This window comes from Dyella sp., from assembly GCF_035508675.1.
Classification (GTDB): domain Bacteria; phylum Pseudomonadota; class Gammaproteobacteria; order Xanthomonadales; family Rhodanobacteraceae; genus Dyella_B.
The window spans coordinates 1-16,750 of the sequence record NZ_DATJMN010000163.1 but is presented as its reverse complement, the minus strand read 5'-3'; the positions used below and the strand labels follow the sequence as shown (position 1 = coordinate 16,750).

Below are 16,750 nucleotides of genomic sequence, written 5' to 3'. Positions count from 1 at the left end.
CCAGTTGAGCAATTGTAAAGGAAGGGGGTGGAGGCAGGGCTTGAGCGGCGTGAAGCTTCAGCGCTCGACCAGCTTCAGTACATTGCCGCGCCATGTGCCCAGCTCGCTTACCTGCCCCGGGCAGCGCGCCAGTGCCGGCGCAATCGCCCCCGCGCCCAGGTCCGGATCGATCACCACCAGCGCCCGGCCCTCGTTGTGCAAGGCGTGGCACAGCTCATCGGCACCCTCCGGCGCCAGCCAGGCGATGCCGTAGACCGGCTTGCCCAGGTACATGCGCAGGCCCCAGGGCGTGGCCTCTTCGATGGTGTAACCCTGGGCGGTGTTCTCCACGAAAATCAGCGCCTGGTATTGCGCCACCGGTGTCGCCGCGCGCAGCTCGCTGGCCATCTGGCGGTTGTCGTCCTTGGAGTGCCAGGCGTACGCCGCGCCCGCCTTGACCCCCAGCAGAATCACCACCCACACCGCCAGCAACAGCTGTTGCCTGCGCCGGCGAAGGTCCACGCGCTCGCGCAGCTCCAGCGCAATCAGCAGCGACAGCGGCACGAACAGCGGCAGCATGTACAGCGGCAGGCGCGATTGCACCAGGCAGAAGATCACGAAGGGCAGCAGGAACCACAGCACCAGCAACAGCTCGATGCCCGCATCGGCCTTTGCGCCCCAGCGCTCGGCCGATACCCAGCGCCGGATCACGCGGCCGACCGCCGGCCACCACGGCAACAGCCCGACACCCAGTACCGGCAGGTAGATCTTGATCCAGCCGAACCATCCCGCATTGCGCTTGTGCGCGGCGGTGAAGATGCGGTTGTACACCTCCTGGTGCAGGAAGTAGTGCAGCAGGCCCGCATAACGCACCACCACCACCGCATACCAGGACAGGCCGATCACCAGGAACAGCACGAGGCCGCTCCACGGGAAAAACCGTCGCAGTCCGCGCCAGCCGTCGCGGCGCACGATGAAGGGGATGGCCGCCAGCAACGGCATCAGCCCCGGCGGCCCCTTGGTGAGAAAGGCCAGCCCCCACCCCACCCACATCAGCAACACATCGCGCTTGCACGCAGACGTGTCCGGAGTGAAAGCCGCGCGCACAAAACCCAGCATGGCCAGCGCTTCGCACAAGGTCAGGAACGCATCGGTACTGACGATGTTGCTGGCCATGAACGGCGCCGCCGCGCAGCCATATACCAGCCCGGGCAGCCAGGGCTTTTCCGGCAGCACGCGCCGGCCCATCGCATACAGGATCAGCAAGGTCAGCACGAAGGCCAGCGCATAAGGCGCGCGCACCGCCCAGCTGTTGCGGCCGAACAGCTTGATCGAGCCGGCGATCACCCAGTACGTGGTGGGCGGCTTGGAGAAATTGACCTCGTCGGGACTATAGGCCGGCGCCAGGTAATTGCCGGTATCCAGCATCTGCAGCGCGGCCACGGTGTAGCGCCCCTCGTCCGGACTCCACAGGCCGCGCGTGCCCTGGAAGGCAAAGCCGAGCAGCAGGCCGAAGCAGATCAGGGCAATCAGCGGCCATCGCGACGCGGGCGCGGTGATGGGCCGCAGGCGGTGTTCCATGGTGCGGTCGTTCGGCATGTGGCAGATTCCGGATAGAGCGCCGCGTGCTTCACGCAGGCCAAAGAGAGCGATTGTAAGCGACGGGCGGCGAGGTCGGCTGGGATGAAATCCCAGCATGTCAGGCGGAGGCTGATGATCGCCTGCCCGGCCAGCGCAATCCCTCACCACCTACGGCAAGCTTCCTGCGACGCCGCTACGCGTGCCCCGCCAGCGGAATGACATGCCCAAGCATCGGCGCCGGATGCGCACCCTGCCCCAGTCCCGGCGCACCGAACAGATCGGGATAGGTCTCCATCACATGCTGCGCGGCCCCCTGCGCCGACATATCGCGCGTAACCAGCGCATGGCTACGCGTGTCATAAGGGCCGTACACCTTGGCGTCGGTCACGCTAAACAACCCCATGGTCGGCACCCGCGACGCCGCGGCCAGATGCATCACACCGCAGTCGGCACTGATCATCAGGTCCACCGAGGCCATCACCGCGCCCATGCGCCGGATGCTGCTGGAGTAATAGCTGGGCCAGCGTGAGCCGAGCATGGAGCGGCCGTGCATGGGCACGATTTCGATCAGCGCGCAGTGCGGCGAATGCTCCCGCAAGGTGGCGAGGAACTCGTTCCACCAAGCCTGCGGATAGCACTTGTTGCCAGTGGCGTCGGCAAAAATGCCGATGGTGTGCCGCGCATCCGCCGGTGCCTGTTCCGCCAGCAACTCGCGCACCACCGCCTTGCCGCACGCCCGTTCGCCTTCAGTAAGGCGGATATCCATCGCCGGAAAGCCCGCGCCTTCGCTCTGCGCCGGCGGAGCGTGCCAGCGCACCAGCGTGACCGGCCGCTGTGCCATGTGGCGCGGCGCCATGGCTTCCGGCACCAGATGGGTGAAATCGCCGGGCTTTTTCATATCGCCAAAGCCAAGCTTGTAGTGCCCCCGGAAAATACGCGCGAGCGTACGACTGAAACCGGAACCGAAACAGGGATCGATGATCAGGTCGTAATGCGTGCGGCGAATGCGGGAGATCAGGGCAAGAAAACTCGGCGGATGCTTGAAGCCGCGCCGCGGCAGGCAATAAATGTTCTTGACGCTGAAAAACGTGGCGAACACGTCGGCGGCCAACGGGCCTTCCGCCACGATGTCGATTTCGGCGCCTTTATACAGGCGTTCCAGTTCGGCGATCAGGGGCGTCATCAACAGCATGTTGCCGAGCCGATGATTCGGCCGGCACACCAGGATGCGATAAATCCCGTGCTGGGGAATGCCGTTGAAAAGAGGATCGATGGTAACTGCGCTCAATGGACACCTGACATGCTGATCGCGTGGCGCGTTTCGGCGACAGCGGGCGGTATCCGCCCACGCAGCACGTCCTGGGAGTCTATCGGGCTTTGAGTCGGCCGGGATGCAAACGGCCTGCGCGGTCCCTATTTCCGTCGATGCTTGACCCATAACAACCACGATGGGTCGGCGAATCGCCGAAAATCTGTCCGCGTGCAGTCGACATCGCCTCGGCCGCTCAAGCCCGACAGGCTCCTGGGCAAAACGCATCATGGAGTGTGGTAGGCGAAACTTATCTTAAACTTACTCGCCCGTTACAAACTTGTAATCCAGCCAAAGACGTATGTTTTTGCTGGCGTTGTACGCCCCGCTGTTATAGTCGCCGACAGGTTGGGATGACAGGCCCGACAGCTTCTTGAAAGGAACCGACGATCAGGCCATCGCATGCCGAAGGGGAACTGCTCTGAACGTTCTCATTGTCGAAGATTCGGCGCGCCTGCGCGATTCACTTTCGCGCGGCCTGACCGCGGCAGGGTTCACCGCCGATAGCGCCGCCAACGGCATCGCCGCCTGCCAACATCTGGACACCTACGAATACGAACTGGTCGTATTGGACCTGGGGCTGCCCGGCATGGATGGATTGGGCGTGCTGCGCCACCTCCAGGGACGCGCGGCACGCCCGCGCATACTGGTGCTGTCGGCGCGCGACCAGATCTCCGATCGTGTCGACGCGCTCAATCGCGGCGCGGACGATTACCTGGTCAAGCCGTTTTCCTTCGATGAACTGGTCGCGCGGCTGCATGCGCTGGCACGCCGTTCGAAAGAAGCGCAAGCACCGCAATTGACGCTCGGCGCACTTGCGCTCGATCCGGCGGCGCGCAACGTACACATCAACGACCAGGCGCTGACGCTGACACCGCGCGAGTTTTCGCTGCTGGAATTGTTGCTGCGCCACCGCGGCCGCACCTTCTCGCGCAGCGAGATTCTGGAACGCCTGGCCGGCTGCGAATCCACCGCTTCGGACCGCAGCGTGGAAGTGCTGGTATTCGGCCTGCGGCGCAAGCTGGAGCAGGCCGGCATGGGCGAGTTGGTGCAAACACGCCGCGGCTTCGGCTATCTGATTCCCAAAAGCTGATGGCCTTGCTCAGCGCTTCAAGCCGGCTCGCGATGTCACTGCGTTTTCGCACCACGCTGCTGGTGATTGCAGCGATCGTGGTGGTGCTGGGCGCAGCGACCCTGGTCATCGACTTTCGGGTGGACGACGAAGTCGCGCAACGGGCCGATACCGATCTGCTGGAACATGCGCAGGCACTGGCGGATATCTTCACCGCGCGCACCCGGGCATCCGCGCAGCCGTTTCCGTCGGATTGGATTCCATCGTTCCTGGCCGATGACGGCACCATCTATTTCCACATCGATTGTCGCGGCCAGCACGTGCTGTCGTCCGGCGACGCCGCATCGCTCGCCTGGCCGATGCCAGCGCAACAACAATCCATGGCGTTTGCCGACATGACCGATCACCGCGGCACCAAGCTGCGCGCGATCGCCCTGCGTTTCGTGCCCGACCTCGATGACATGCATCACGCATCTTCCGGCCAGGACGCTGCGCGCAAGACAGGCGACGCATCCGCATGCCTGCTGGGCCTGGCCGCGGACTACAGCGAGGTGCTGGATTTCCAGCACTCTATGGACCACATCGAATTAGGCAGCGTGGTGCTGGGTTTCCTGGTCGTGGCCATTCTCACGCCCCTGCTAGTCACCCGCAGCCTGCGCCCGCTGGCCGGCCTGGCCGAAGCGATGGACAAGATCGGTCCGGATACGCCGAGCGTGCGGCTGCAAAGCACCCCGATCCGTGAACTCGCACCGCTGATCGCACGCTTCAATGCGGTGCTGTCACGCATGGAGGAAGGTCTGCTGCGCGAGCGCCAGTTCGCCAGCGGCGTGGCGCATGAACTGCGCACGCCCCTGGCAGAACTGCGCACCGCGATCGAAGTGGAACTGCGCTATCCCAGCGGCCGCGATCCGCAGGAGCTGCTGGCGGACATCGGCGAGATTGGCGCGAAGATGGAACGCATCGTGGCAGCCTTGCTGTTGTTGACACGCATCGAAGCCGGCATCGAGCAGCTTGCCTTGCAACCCGTGGATGTGAGCGCCCTGACGCACGCATGGGTGGAACGGGATCGGCAGCGCTTGCTGGAACGTGGGTTGCAACTGCAGTTGAATATCGAAGCGGATGTGGCATGGATGGCCGATGCGGCCCTGCTGGACGTACTGCTCGGCAACCTGCTGGGCAACGCGATCGCCTATGCGCCTGCCGGCAGCATGATCGTGCTGCGTTGCACGCCGCTCAGCTGGTCGGTGACGAATGCCGCACCCGACCTCAGCCATGAAGACGTCATCCGCATGAAGCAACGCTTCTGGCGCAAAGGCAAGGACCCGGGCGTGCATACCGGCCTGGGTCTTGCCTTGGCGGCCTCGGCAGCACGTGCGCAGTCGTTGCGCCTGGAACTGGTGTTGCAAGAAGGAAACCTGCAGGCGAGTGTGATGCCATGAATCGCCGGATGGGATTGGCGCCGATGGCATCAAAAATTGCCGGCCACTCGTCTAACAGCGTGACAAGTCCGTACAACTGATACTCGCCACGATACGCTCCCTTCCCTGCGGTAGTAGGAGAGGGCTTGGGTGGGGTTGCCTGGGCTTTTGCGTGCAGTTGAATTTCCTGAGGAAATGGATGAAAGCCCTGTTCGGCTCCTGCCGCTCGCTGCACTCGCAGCTCCGAACTTAAGGACGTAGCGCAAGCCTTCGTAGGTTGGCGGTGAGGCAACGCCGAACCCCCACATCGCCATCTGGGTTCGCATGCACTCTCCACTCACCTACGCGCTTTTGGCAAGGTTCGACACATTGCCCGTAGCCGGGGATGGCCATCCCGACATCGCGCAAATGAGAAACCCGCTGGGATTATGCTGTGAGCCCACTCAGTGAGTTTCCGATTCCACCATGTCCGACGCTCGACAGCACTGGGACCAGGTCTACGACACCAAATCCGCCGACGCGGTGAGTTGGTACCAGCCCCGCCCGGATATCTCGCTACAGTTCATCGCGGACAGCGAGCTACCGCTCGATGCGCCATTGCTTGATGTGGGCGGGGGTGCATCCACGCTCGTCGATCATCTGCTGGCGCTTGGCCATAGCGACGTCAGCGTGCTCGACCTGGCCTCGCACGCGCTGGCCCAGTCGCAAGCGCGGCTTGGCGCGGCCAAAGCGCAGCAGGTGCATTGGCTGGTCGACGACGTTACGCGCTTTGCGCCTGCGCGCCGCTATGCGTTGTGGCATGACCGCGCCGTCTTCCATTTCTTGACCGGCGAAGCGGCCCGAAGGGCTTACCTCCACGCGCTGCATCGCAGCCTTGCGCCCGGCGGCACGGTGATCATGGCGACGTTTGCATCCGATGGCCCTACGCGTTGCAGTGGGCTCGATGTGGCGCGTTACGATGCGGATGCCTTGTGCGCGCTGTTCGGCGAGGCATTCGAACAGATGGCGACGGGGCGTGATATCCATCTTACGCCATGGGGATCGAGCCAGGCTTTTACTTACGTGCGTTTGCGCAGGCAGGCATGAGCCGCACGGCTGACCCTTCGTCGCTACGGTCTATGGGTTCCAGCCGCGGAAAATAAAGAGGGCGCCACATGCGCCCTCTTTTGGCTCAATCCGTTGGGAAGTCGCCTAGACTTCGTTCGTCGCTCCGTTGAAACCTGCAGCCCAGCGTCACAAACAATTACCGATCTTGGTGCTTCCGCGCTTCGTCGTTGGCCTTACCGACTTCTTTTTGGATCTTGCCGGCGTTCTTTTCGAGATTGCCGGAAAGCTCGCGCGTGTGGTTGCCGGTGACTTTGCCGGCAGCTTCTTTGATACCGCCTTTGATTTCGTGCTTGGTGCCTTCAACGCGATTCTTATCCATGACTTACTCCTACTTGGGTGTGGCGCCATCATGCGCACGGCCGCAGCACGGGGCGGTGCAAACCAGGTGAAGAGCATCGCGATATTGCTGAGCACGCCATGAAAAACGGGCCTGTTTGCTGCGTTGCCCGGGCAGACTCACGCCGCTTGCACGCGTTCTGCAGGCGCCGCTCACAGCGGTGGTGCAGCGATACGCGGCTCAGCTCGCCTTGCGCAGGCTGGTTTCGCAGCTGCTGTCGTGATCGTCGTTGTCGCCGCCATCAAGACCATGCGTAAGGAGGCGGTACGTGTCGCGGCCGGCTTCCTTGGCCCGGTACAGCGCATCGTCGGCCAGTTTCATCAGTACGTCGTCCGACATTTCGTTCCGGCAAATGGCCGCGCCGACGCTCATGTTCACCGTCACCTGCGCCACACCGGCATCGACGGTGATGTGCAGGCGTTCCCACAGCGATTGCACGAACGCCCTGGCCTGCCTGAGGCTGGTGATGTCATTGCACAGCACCACGAATTCGTCGCCGCCGAGGCGCGCCACCATTTCACCTTCGCGTACCAGTTTTTGCAGGCATTGGCCCGCCTCGGCCAGCACTACGTCGCCAATGGCGTGTCCGTAGGTGTCGTTGATGGATTTGAAATTGTCGATGTCCACCACTGCCAGCAACACCAGCGTGTCGTGCTGCTGCGCCTGCCGCAGGAACACCGGCATGCGCTCGCTGAAATAGCGCCGGTTCGCCAGGCCCGTGAGCACGTCCTGATGCGCCAGGCGCAGCAGTTCGCGCTCGGCGTTCTTGATGTGGGTGATCTCGGTGGTGAGCGCGTACACACCGCGCACTTTGCCACGCGTGTCGCGATCGGGTACGTAGTGGCACTGGAAGTGCATCGGCTTGCCGCGGTATTCGGCCGCGTATTCGAACAGCACGGATTCGCCGGCATAGGCGCGCTCGAGATAAGGCTTCAGACGTTCGTACAACGCGTTGCCGCGCACCTCATGCACCGTCTTGCCAACGATTTCCGCCGGCAGTTCGCCGGAGACCTGTTCGACGTAGCGGTTGACGTAGGTGTAGCGCTCGTTCATGTCGATGCGCGCAATCACCGCTGGAATGTTGTCGGTGACGGTGCGCAGCTGCGACTGGCTTTCCATCAAGGCCTGTTCGATGCGCACGCGTTCGGTGACATCGCGGCCGGTGTAAATGATGTCCCTGCTGTCATCGTCATCCGGGCTGGACACCATCCGCGCGAAGGCTTCGATCCACAGGTAGTGGCCATCCTTGTGCCGCATGCGGTAGGTGGTGCTGGTGGTGCCGCCATCCATGCGCAGCCTGGCCACTTCGGCGGCGATACGCTCACGGTCGTCGGGATGGATCAGGTCGGGACGCGGCTTCAGGAAATCGTCCACCTCCCAGCCGAGCAGGTCTTTCACCGACGGCGACACGTACATGCGGTCGCCATCGGGGCGTATGCGCATCACCAGGTCGCCGCTGTTGTCGGCCAGCATGCGGTAGCGCAGCTCGCTTTCCTCGATCTGCTTGCGCAGGCGGTCCTGTTCCGACAGCACCAGCGCGACCGGCAGCGCCACGAAACCGGTAATACCGACGAAGACCTGCCCCATGGCGATACGAAATGCTGCCGAGGCGCTCGCGACCAGGTTGAACGGGCCCAGGCCCAGGGTGGTGGCAAGGCTGACGCCCAGCGCGATGACCGCCATGCCGGCCACCATGCCGACGAAACGGTGGCGATATACCAGCCACAGCAGCGGCAGATAGACCAGGAACACCAGCGGCACGCGCGGCTCGAGGCACACCGCCGCCGTGACCACGGCGAGCAGGCCGAGATCGCGCGCCAGCGACCAGGCCGTACCTATCGGCAGACGGCGCAGATGGCCGGTGCTCAGCAGCAGCGAGGCGCTGCCGGCAATCATCATGCCGACAAAGTGCGCACGGAACTGGGTATTGAGGGCCATCAGCACGCCCACCTGCGTCCACAGGTGCAGGATGCTCATCAGGCCCAACGTGCACAGCGCGCTGCCGGCCAATGCGCTGACGACGCCGACGCGCGCGAGGTCCATGAAACGCGTGGCCGGGGTGATCTGCGGAAAGCGGCGGCGGATGGACTCGCTGACGATCACCGTTTCCAGCGCATGGAACGGGCCGATCAGCATCGCCTGCAGCAGCGAGTCGCCCAGGCTCAGCTTGGCGGCGAGAAAGCCGAGGAAGGCCGCGACCAGCAAGGGCCAGGTCCGCGCCAGCGGCTTCTGCACCAGCCAGCCGAGCAGGATGCCGTTGGCCAGCCATAGTGCGACCGGGCTGTGATTCGCCCTGGCCAGCGCCAGCGTCGCGAACGAGAAGCCGGCGGTAAGGACGAACACGAGCCACAGGCCATGCGAATCGCGCCTGGCAAACATGGTTGTCGGGTCCTTCGGTCGCGGGCTGCCCCTCTTGACGAATGTGAAGCAAGAGTCCTGCCAAGGGTCGGCGGCTTGCCGCCTGGCCAACCTTCGCCTCGCTTTTTTACATGGCAACCTTGGGGTTCGCATACGCTCACCACCCGCCTGCGCTAGTCATTGACGTAGATCGGATTGCCCACCAGCAACAGGTTGCCGCCCGCATCGCGCACATTGGCGCGGACCCAATGCCGTGCCCGTGCAGATCGCCGCGATACCAGCCCGCTTCGCGGCGCATGCGGCGCCAAGGGTTTCAGCGGCACCCGCCAGATACGCGTGGGGAACAGGTCGAACGCCCCTGCAGGCGCCAGCTTTGCCAGGGCAGGACCGTCTTCAGCCATCATTGCGCTGTCCACCTGATTCACGTCCGGTCCAATGCAAAAACAGTGCGCGCACCATAGCATCGGGCTGTGGTGTTTCCTGTACGCCTTCCAAGGCTCGCGTAGGCTGGGATGACAATCCCAGCTGCTTTTGGCCCATGCATGGATGTTGCCGGGATGTCATGCCATCCTGCTCATTTCGATGGCAGCCTATGAATCGCTGATCCAGAAAATGAAACCCGCTTTGTAGCGAGTTTTACCCTATGCGGCTTTGCCGCGTATGACCTGCAGCGCTGCACGAGTCATGAAACCCGATCGAGTTTCGCCTGGGTGATTGGACACATAGGCATCGATCTTCGAAAGCAGCTTGCGCGGCACGGTGATGTTGATCTTCTCGGCCTTGCCTTCGTATTTGGAAGTGTCGAAGTCCACCACCGCCCAGATGCCGTTGGCGTAGTCCGGATTCTGCTGGTGTACGTTGATCGGCCTGGGTTCCGGTAGTTCGGCCGCATCATCGTCCATCGTGCCTTCCAGGTGCAGATCCTTCCAGGTGCAGATCAATCGCCTCCAATACCTGTATGAGAGCATCGTCGATCGAATCGCCTGCCGAGTAGCAACCGGGCAGATCCGGAACGGTGACGCCGTAGTGCTGGCCATCATCGGTATGTAGAACAACAGGGAATCGCATAGGGCCTCCTATTTTCATCCCGCTTGCTTGGCGATGCTGTGAAACGTGCCTTTTGGAATGTCGGCTTTAGGGTGCGGAACAGTCACAAGGCCAGGTTTGGTTGGGTGTTTGAACTGATGGTGTGAGCCTTGACCCGGCTGAGCTGCCAGTCGGCTTCCAGCCGCTTGATCACGTCCGCGCTCTTTATGGTGGGTATTATAACCACCGGAATTTGGCTAACAACTCCGGCGGCAAGTGGCCGATGCAACAACTCGTAAGCCCCTATATCGTGTACGCCTTTGAATCCTCATTGCCTCCGGAGCAAGCCATACCATGACGACTGTCGCCTCCTACCCCATCGGCACACCCGGCGTTCCGTGGGGCGCCGCCGAGATCGCCACATGGCTGGCAAGGCAGACCCGTCATCGCAGCTACCAACAGGATGTGCTGGACGTGGTCGACACCCTGCGTTCGCAGTACGACGTGGTGGAATACGGCCGCCTGGATTACCCGCCGGAAACCTTTCCGCTGGTGGCGATCAAAACCCGTGCCTGGCGAAACGAACTGCCCTGCATGCTGGTCACGGGCGGCGTGCACGGCTACGAGACCAGCGGCGTGCATGGCGCGCTGCGCTTTGCGCAGCAGCATGCATCCGCCTACGCGGGCCGCGTCAATCTGGTCATTGCACCGTGCATCAGCCCCTGGGCCTACGAGCGCATCCATCGCTGGAATCCCAACGCCATCGACCCGAACCGTTCCTTCCGCGAAAACAGCCCAGCCCAGGAATCGGCCGCCTTGTTGCGCTTCGTGGCGGAGTTCCGCGATCGCGTGCTGATGCACATCGACCTGCACGAAACCACCGACACCGACGAAACCGAATTCCGCCCCGCACTGGCCGCTCGCGATGGTGTCGCGCAAACACCGGACGAGATCCCGGATGGCTTCTACCTGGTGGACGACAGCGAGAATCCGCAGCCCGCGTTCCAACAGGCGGTGATTGCAGCCGTGGCAAAAGTCACTCATATCGCGCCCGCCGACCGCAACGGTCAAATCATCGGCTCACCGGTGGTGGCACCGGGCGTCATCCAATACCCCATGCGCGAACTCGGCCTTTGTGCCGGCATCACCCCGGCGCGCTACACCACCACCACCGAGGTTTATCCCGACAGCCCGCAGGCCAGCCCCGAGCAATGCATTGCAGCGCAAGTGGCTGCGGTTCGTGCGGCGATCGATTTTGCGTTGGCGCATGCGTGAGGCCAAGCATGTATCGCAGCTTGCTCACTGGCTGTCATTCAAGCGTTTTTTGGCGTAAAGGCAGCCGATGGACCACGTCGCTGCAGTGAGGGCTTGAGACTTGACATCGTCCGCACCGTTTGGATTAGTCTTTGAAGCGTCGGTACCGAGCGGTAATGCGTGAACTCTCCCAGGGGGTGCTGCATGAGCACGAGTGCACCGGATATTCTGCTGATCGACGACAGCCCGACGACGGCTGACCTGTTCAAGTACGCGCTGCAAGCCAACAAGTCCCACGTCACCATGCAGGTGGTGTACGACGGCCAGTCCGCCTTGGACATGCTGCTGGGCAGCAGCCCGTCCATGTCATCGCCGCTGCCGCAATTGATTCTGCTCGACATGCACCTGCCCCGCCTGGACGGGCTGGAAGTCTTGGCGCAATTGCGCGCCGACGCGCGGACCAGGCAGGTGCCGGTGCTTATCTACAGTGGCTCCAGTGCGGAAGAAGCCGAAGCGGAAGCCATCCAGCACGGCGCAAATGGCTACGTCTGCAAACCCGCCGGATTCAAGGATACCTGCGCCATGATCAAGCACATTGAAGATCAGTGGCTGAAGCAAACAGATTGACTGCACGCACACCGCCATCGGCCGCATCCAATTACTCCACATAAGGCACGAGATGAGCCCTGAATCATCTGCAGGTGCGTGGACGGACCTGTTCGCCGGTGACGGCGAGATGCGTGCGCTTATGCGCGCCACCGACTGGTCCAAGACCAAGCTTGGTCCTGTCGAAGGCTGGCCCAACAGCCTGAAAACCATACTCGGCGTGGCACTCGGCGGCAGGTTCCCCATGATGATCTGGTGGGGCCCAGAGCTGCTGCAGCTGTATAACGATGCCTACCGCCCCATTCTGCGCCACAAGCATCCGGTGTCGCTGGCGCAACCCGCTGCGCAATGCTGGGCGGAAGTGTGGAACGAAGCCGGCCCCTTGGCGCGAGGCGTACAGGAAGGCCAACCCGCCACCTGGATGGAAGATTGGCAACTCTTCATCAGCAGCGGCGACATGGCCGAGGAAACGTATTTCACGTCCTCATACAGCCCGATTCCCGGCGACGATGGCAGCGTCGCGGGCGTGCTGAACACCGTGCAGGAAACCACCGTCAAAGTACAAAGCGAACGCCAGATCCGGATGCTGCACGATGTGGCCAAGCGCACGGGCGATGCCAAGTCCGAGCATGAGGCCGGCCAGATCGCGGTGGATGTCCTGGCCGCCAACGCGCTGGACCTGCCGTTCGTGCTGCTGTACGCCGCGAACGAGGCGGCGCAAAGCGCAACGCTGATCGCCGCACATGGTTGGAAAGCGATCGATGGGCAGGCCGTATCCGCACACGTACCTTTCGACGAGCAGGCCGATGCCCATGACTGGCCGTTCGCAACGGTCATGCAAACACGGCAGGAAATCGTCGTCGACGATCTCTCCGCCCGTTTTGGCCCCATGCCCACGGGCCGCTGGAACGCCCGCGCGGACAAGGCGATCGTGCTGCCGCTCTATCGCACGGGCCAGGTAACGCCCGCTGCTTTCTTGGTTGCGGGGATCAGTCCGCATCGCAAGCTGGATGAGCGTTACCACGCATTTTTTCTCGCTACCGCCGATCAAGTGGCAAGCGCCATGGTCAAGGCGCGCGCGCTGCAGGAGGAAACAAAGCGTGCGGAAGCCCTGGCCGAGATCGATCGTGCCAAGACCACCTTCTTCAGCAATGTCAGCCACGAATTCCGAACACCGCTGACGCTCATTCTCGGCATGATTGAAGACGCACTCGCCCGGCACGCGCCTTTGAGTGGCGATGAATTGGGCGTCGTCCATCGAAACGGCATTCGGCTGCTGCGCCTGGTAAACAGCCTGCTGGACTTCACCCGCATCGAAGCGGGACGCCTTCCGCTGTCCTTCGTTCCCACGGACCTGTCCAAGCTGACCAAGGAACTGGCCTGCGCCTTCGACTCGCTGCTCGAGCAAGCCGGCATGCGGCTCATCATGGATTGTCCGCCACTACCCGAGCCGATCTATGTCGATCCGGCGCAATGGGAAAAGATCGTACTCAACCTGATCTCCAATGCCTTCAAGTTCACCTTGCACGGTGAAATCGAAGTCTCCCTGCATTGGCAAAACCAGCATGCCGAGCTACACGTGCGCGATACCGGCGTGGGCATTCCCGCGCACGAGCTGCCGCGAATCTTCGATCGCTTTCACCGCGTCGAGCAATCGCAGGGGCGCAGTTTCGAAGGTAGCGGCATTGGCCTGGCCCTGGTGCAAGACCTGGTCAAGCTGCACGGCGGAACCGTGCGCGTCACCAGTGTCGAAGGTGAAGGAACGACATTCGTTGTCGCCATCCCTGCCGGCACGGCGCATTTGCCGGCCGAACGCATCGTCCACGCGCACGCTGCCGCCACGCGATCGACCGAGGCATCGGCCATTGCTTTGGAAGCCGCGCAATGGCGTCGCCCTCCTGATCACGCCGACGCATCGCAGATGCCATCCACGGTCGGCGTGACGACCGAGCGGCCACACCACACGGCAGGGCGCATCCTGCTGGCCGACGACAGCAACGACATGCGCGATTACCTGCTCCGCCTGCTGCGTCCCCACTGGGAGGTGGAAGCGGTCGGCGACGGCCAGGCGGCATGGGAAAGCGCCTTACGCCAGCCGCCGGACCTCATACTCAGCGACGTCATGATGCCGCGCATGGATGGCATGGCCCTGTTGCGGGCGCTGCGCGCCGAAAGCAGAACGCGCACGATTCCCGTAATCCTGCTGTCGGCACGCGCCGGCGAAGAGGCGGTATTGGAAGGGCTGGAGGTCGGCGCCGACGACTACCTTGCCAAGCCGTTCACCGCGCCAGAGCTCATCGCCCGCGTGCGTACCCACCTGACCATGGCCGCCGCACGCAACGCTTTGATTGCGGAACTCGCACGCAGCAACCAGGAACTGGAAGCCTTCAGCCATTCCGCCGCGCACGATCTGCGCGCGCCATTGCGCAGCATCGATGGCTTCGCAAGCATTCTGCTGATGCAACAAGGCGAAACGCTCGATGCGCAAGCCAGGGGACATCTTGAGCATGTGCTGCAAGCCGCCCAGACCATGCGGCAGATGATCGACGACCTGCTGACGCTCGCGCAGGTCGGACGCAAGGAGCTACGGCGGGACGCCGTTGACCTCAGTGATCTTGCGCAAAAAGCCATCGGCGACTTGCAGCAGCAAGAGCCCGCACGACGAATACAGGTCGAGCTTGCCTCCGGACTTACCACGCAAGGCGATCGCAGCCTGCTTCGCGTGGCGCTCGACAACCTGATCGGCAATGCCTGGAAATACAGCAGCAAGCGCCATAACGCAAAGATCGAATTCGGCGCAACCAAGGCAAACGGCGATCTGGCCTATTACGTGCGCGACAACGGCGCAGGTTTCGACATGAAATACGCCGACAGATTGTTCACGGCCTTTCAACGCCTGCACAGCGAGGACGAATTCCCCGGCACCGGTATCGGCCTCGCCACGGTCTACCGCATCGTAAACCGACACGGCGGCCGCATCTGGGCGGATGCCGCGGAGGGCAAAGGGGCCACCTTCTATTTCACGTTGCCGTAGATTGCGTGGATCCCCGCGCTAAACAAAAAAAGCAAAAGCGGTCATATTTTTGTGCCGTGCCATCGCTTCTGCTTCTGCAAGCTTTTTATTCGAAAAGTGGAAGCCCGTCCCCTTTTCCCCGAAGGCGTTTTTTTCATGTGGCGCGGGGTAGGATCGCGCGGGCAGGGGGAGTAGGGGCCTGTCGTATGTGGATCGGCCGAGCTGCAAAGATGCCTGCGCGGTCCATATTTCCGTCGCTTTTTGACCCATGGAATCACGATGGGCCGGTGAATCGCCGAAAAACGGCTCTCGCGCAGTCGCACTACGCCTCGACCACTCAAGTCCGACGGGCTTCTTGGGAGGAGCACCGTCATGAAAGCTATGCGTCTGGCTTGTCGCCTGGCGGCGACGGCACCTTTTATCCTGGCATTTCTATCCACACCGTTTAGTCCCGCGATCGCTGCGCCATCGCAGGACGGTCCAGTCTCGATTCCCCCTGGGCAGATCGCGTCGGTGGATCCACCGGTGCCGCGTGCCGCCGGGCAGCCGTGTGTGGTCGAGCTGTTCAACAGCCGGCCCTGGCCGTAGGAGTACATCTACATCATCAACGATCCGACATTCACCTACACACCGCCCGCTGCCTGCCCGCCGCCCTGGTCGAAGGTCATCCTCAAGCTGGACATCCAGTCGATCCGGCGCTCGGTGGTGGACACGCTTGGCATGGACCTCGCCAATGTGCGGCTATTTCGCGACGCTGTGCCACGTTATGGCGGTGCGACCAACGGCAGCCCGGTGAACTGGCATGTCGAGCGTGACCTGACCGACTACAGCGCGTTGTTCAAGCTGCCCCAGAGCGGTCTCCTCTGGAGCACGCAGAACTTCGATGCCGTCGATTTCATCGTCGACAGTTTCGCGTTCAACGCGAGCGCAAAGCTCGTGTTCTATCCGGCTACCGCCGCCACCCCGGCACCGCGCGTGCCCGACGCGGTCATCGCGGCCAACCAGGGACAGGTCAATCTGCCGCATAACATCGAGCGCGCCTATCTGGACGTCGAAAACGACTACCCGGGCAACGCGTTCTGGTACACCTGCGTCAGCAATGACTCGGGCAACTTGACACTCGATGATATCTTCGCGCCCGGAGGCACACCCTACGACACCAGTATCTACCCGCCGCGGCAAGGCTGCGGAGGTGGCGACTTCCAGGAAATCCACATTGGTGTGGATGGCACCCCGGCGGGCATTGCGCCCGCGTTCCCCCTCGTCGTCGCGGACTTGAACTGGAGCCTGCAGAACAGCGCCAACCAGCCCATCACGACGCTGGAGATGCTCAACTTCAAGCCTTATCGGGTCGACCTGACACCGTTCGCGGCCATCTTGAGCGCGCCCGGCGCCCACAACGTCACCGCGGACAACGATGACGCCGGTGGCGGCGGCGCTACGCTGCTGCTCTATCTCGATCCGCACAGCAGCCAAGTGAGCGGTGCCGTCACCCTCAACACCCTGGCCAGCGAGAACGGCGCCGCTACCGATACGGACACCCTCAAGCAGACCGGCGAGACCATCCGGGGTGACATCAAGACGCGGGAGCACCGGAATTTCGAGATCCGCGGTTTCGTGTATACCTCGCATGGCCGCATCGATTCGCGCGTGCAGCAGACGAGCGATTTCATCAGTGTGCAGGCCTTCC

16 protein-coding genes are annotated in these 16,750 nt (G+C 62.8%); 8 read left to right on the top strand and 8 right to left on the bottom strand.

What is annotated here, in order from left to right; genetic code table 11:
• Positions 1-57: 57 nt before the first annotated feature.
• Together VMA74_RS09035 and VMA74_RS09030 are read right to left on the bottom strand one after the other, a co-directional pair.
• The gene (locus VMA74_RS09035) at positions 58-1,578 is read right to left on the bottom strand and encodes a glycosyltransferase family 39 protein (RefSeq protein ID WP_325366309.1); all 1,521 of its coding nucleotides are present in this window, start codon (positions 1,576-1,578) and stop codon (positions 58-60) included.
• Between the two features lie 175 nt (positions 1,579-1,753).
• Positions 1,754-2,848 carry a glycosyltransferase family 9 protein gene (locus VMA74_RS09030; RefSeq protein WP_325366308.1) on the bottom strand — a complete coding sequence of 365 codons (1,095 nt, stop codon included), beginning with the start codon at positions 2,846-2,848 and terminating at the stop codon, positions 1,754-1,756.
• A gap of 394 nt (positions 2,849-3,242) precedes the next feature.
• On the opposite strand from VMA74_RS09030, the gene VMA74_RS09025 reads away from it, so the two are divergent.
• From VMA74_RS09025 to VMA74_RS09015, 3 genes are all read left to right on the top strand, one after another.
• Positions 3,243-3,962 carry a response regulator transcription factor gene (locus tag VMA74_RS09025; RefSeq protein WP_325366307.1) on the top strand — a complete coding sequence of 240 codons (720 nt, stop codon included), beginning with the start codon at positions 3,243-3,245 and terminating at the stop codon, positions 3,960-3,962.
• A 32-nt stretch (positions 3,963-3,994) separates the two neighbouring features.
• Positions 3,995-5,380, top strand: coding sequence for a histidine kinase dimerization/phospho-acceptor domain-containing protein (locus VMA74_RS09020; protein WP_325366306.1), 1,386 nt, complete (start codon positions 3,995-3,997; stop codon positions 5,378-5,380).
• Positions 5,381-5,824: 444 nt separating this feature from the next.
• Positions 5,825-6,445, top strand: a complete 621-nt coding sequence (locus tag VMA74_RS09015) for a class I SAM-dependent methyltransferase (RefSeq protein WP_325366305.1) — start codon at positions 5,825-5,827, stop codon at positions 6,443-6,445.
• Between the two features lie 157 nt (positions 6,446-6,602).
• On the opposite strand, the gene VMA74_RS09010 is transcribed toward VMA74_RS09015, so the two are convergent.
• The 6 genes from VMA74_RS09010 to VMA74_RS21615 all read right to left on the bottom strand — a co-directional run bounded on the left by VMA74_RS09010 (position 6,603) and on the right by VMA74_RS21615 (position 10,315).
• On the bottom strand, positions 6,603-6,785 hold the full coding sequence (locus VMA74_RS09010; RefSeq protein WP_325366304.1) for a CsbD family protein: 183 nt from the start codon (positions 6,783-6,785) through the stop codon (positions 6,603-6,605).
• 198 nt (positions 6,786-6,983) lie between these two features.
• Positions 6,984-9,182 (bottom strand): diguanylate cyclase domain-containing protein, encoded by a 2,199-nt coding sequence (locus VMA74_RS09005; protein WP_325366303.1) that lies wholly within the window; start codon positions 9,180-9,182, stop codon positions 6,984-6,986.
• Positions 9,183-9,334: 152 nt separating this feature from the next.
• Positions 9,335-9,565, bottom strand: a complete 231-nt coding sequence (locus VMA74_RS09000; protein WP_325366302.1) for a hypothetical protein — start codon at positions 9,563-9,565, stop codon at positions 9,335-9,337.
• 237 nt (positions 9,566-9,802) lie between these two features.
• A complete protein-coding gene (locus VMA74_RS08995) occupies positions 9,803-10,102 on the bottom strand; it encodes a type II toxin-antitoxin system HicB family antitoxin (protein ID WP_325366301.1) in 300 nt (99 codons plus the stop codon).
• Complete coding sequence (locus tag VMA74_RS21620) at positions 10,053-10,229, bottom strand: type II toxin-antitoxin system HicB family antitoxin (RefSeq protein ID WP_414649587.1); 177 nt, start codon at positions 10,227-10,229, stop codon at positions 10,053-10,055. The genes VMA74_RS08995 and VMA74_RS21620 overlap by 50 nt, the downstream gene beginning before the upstream one ends.
• A 14-nt stretch (positions 10,230-10,243) precedes the next feature.
• Positions 10,244-10,315 carry a type II toxin-antitoxin system HicA family toxin gene (locus tag VMA74_RS21615; RefSeq protein ID WP_414649589.1) on the bottom strand — a complete coding sequence of 24 codons (72 nt, stop codon included), beginning with the start codon at positions 10,313-10,315 and terminating at the stop codon, positions 10,244-10,246.
• A 226-nt stretch (positions 10,316-10,541) separates the two neighbouring features.
• On the opposite strand from VMA74_RS21615, the gene VMA74_RS08990 reads away from it, so the two are divergent.
• From VMA74_RS08990 to VMA74_RS08970, 5 genes are all read left to right on the top strand, one after another.
• On the top strand, positions 10,542-11,462 hold the full coding sequence (locus VMA74_RS08990) for a M14 family metallocarboxypeptidase (protein WP_325366300.1): 921 nt from the start codon (positions 10,542-10,544) through the stop codon (positions 11,460-11,462).
• A gap of 183 nt (positions 11,463-11,645) precedes the next feature.
• A complete protein-coding gene (locus tag VMA74_RS08985) occupies positions 11,646-12,068 on the top strand; it encodes a response regulator (protein ID WP_325366299.1) in 423 nt (140 codons plus the stop codon).
• A gap of 52 nt (positions 12,069-12,120) precedes the next feature.
• Positions 12,121-15,081 (top strand): ATP-binding protein, encoded by a 2,961-nt coding sequence (locus VMA74_RS08980; protein ID WP_325366298.1) that lies wholly within the window; start codon positions 12,121-12,123, stop codon positions 15,079-15,081.
• 351 nt (positions 15,082-15,432) lie between these two features.
• Positions 15,433-15,648, top strand: a complete 216-nt coding sequence (locus VMA74_RS08975; protein ID WP_325366297.1) for a hypothetical protein — start codon at positions 15,433-15,435, stop codon at positions 15,646-15,648.
• An 87-nt stretch (positions 15,649-15,735) separates the two neighbouring features.
• Positions 15,736-16,750: peptide-N4-asparagine amidase (locus VMA74_RS08970; RefSeq protein ID WP_325366323.1), on the top strand; the 1,015-nt coding region annotated here is incomplete at its 3' end.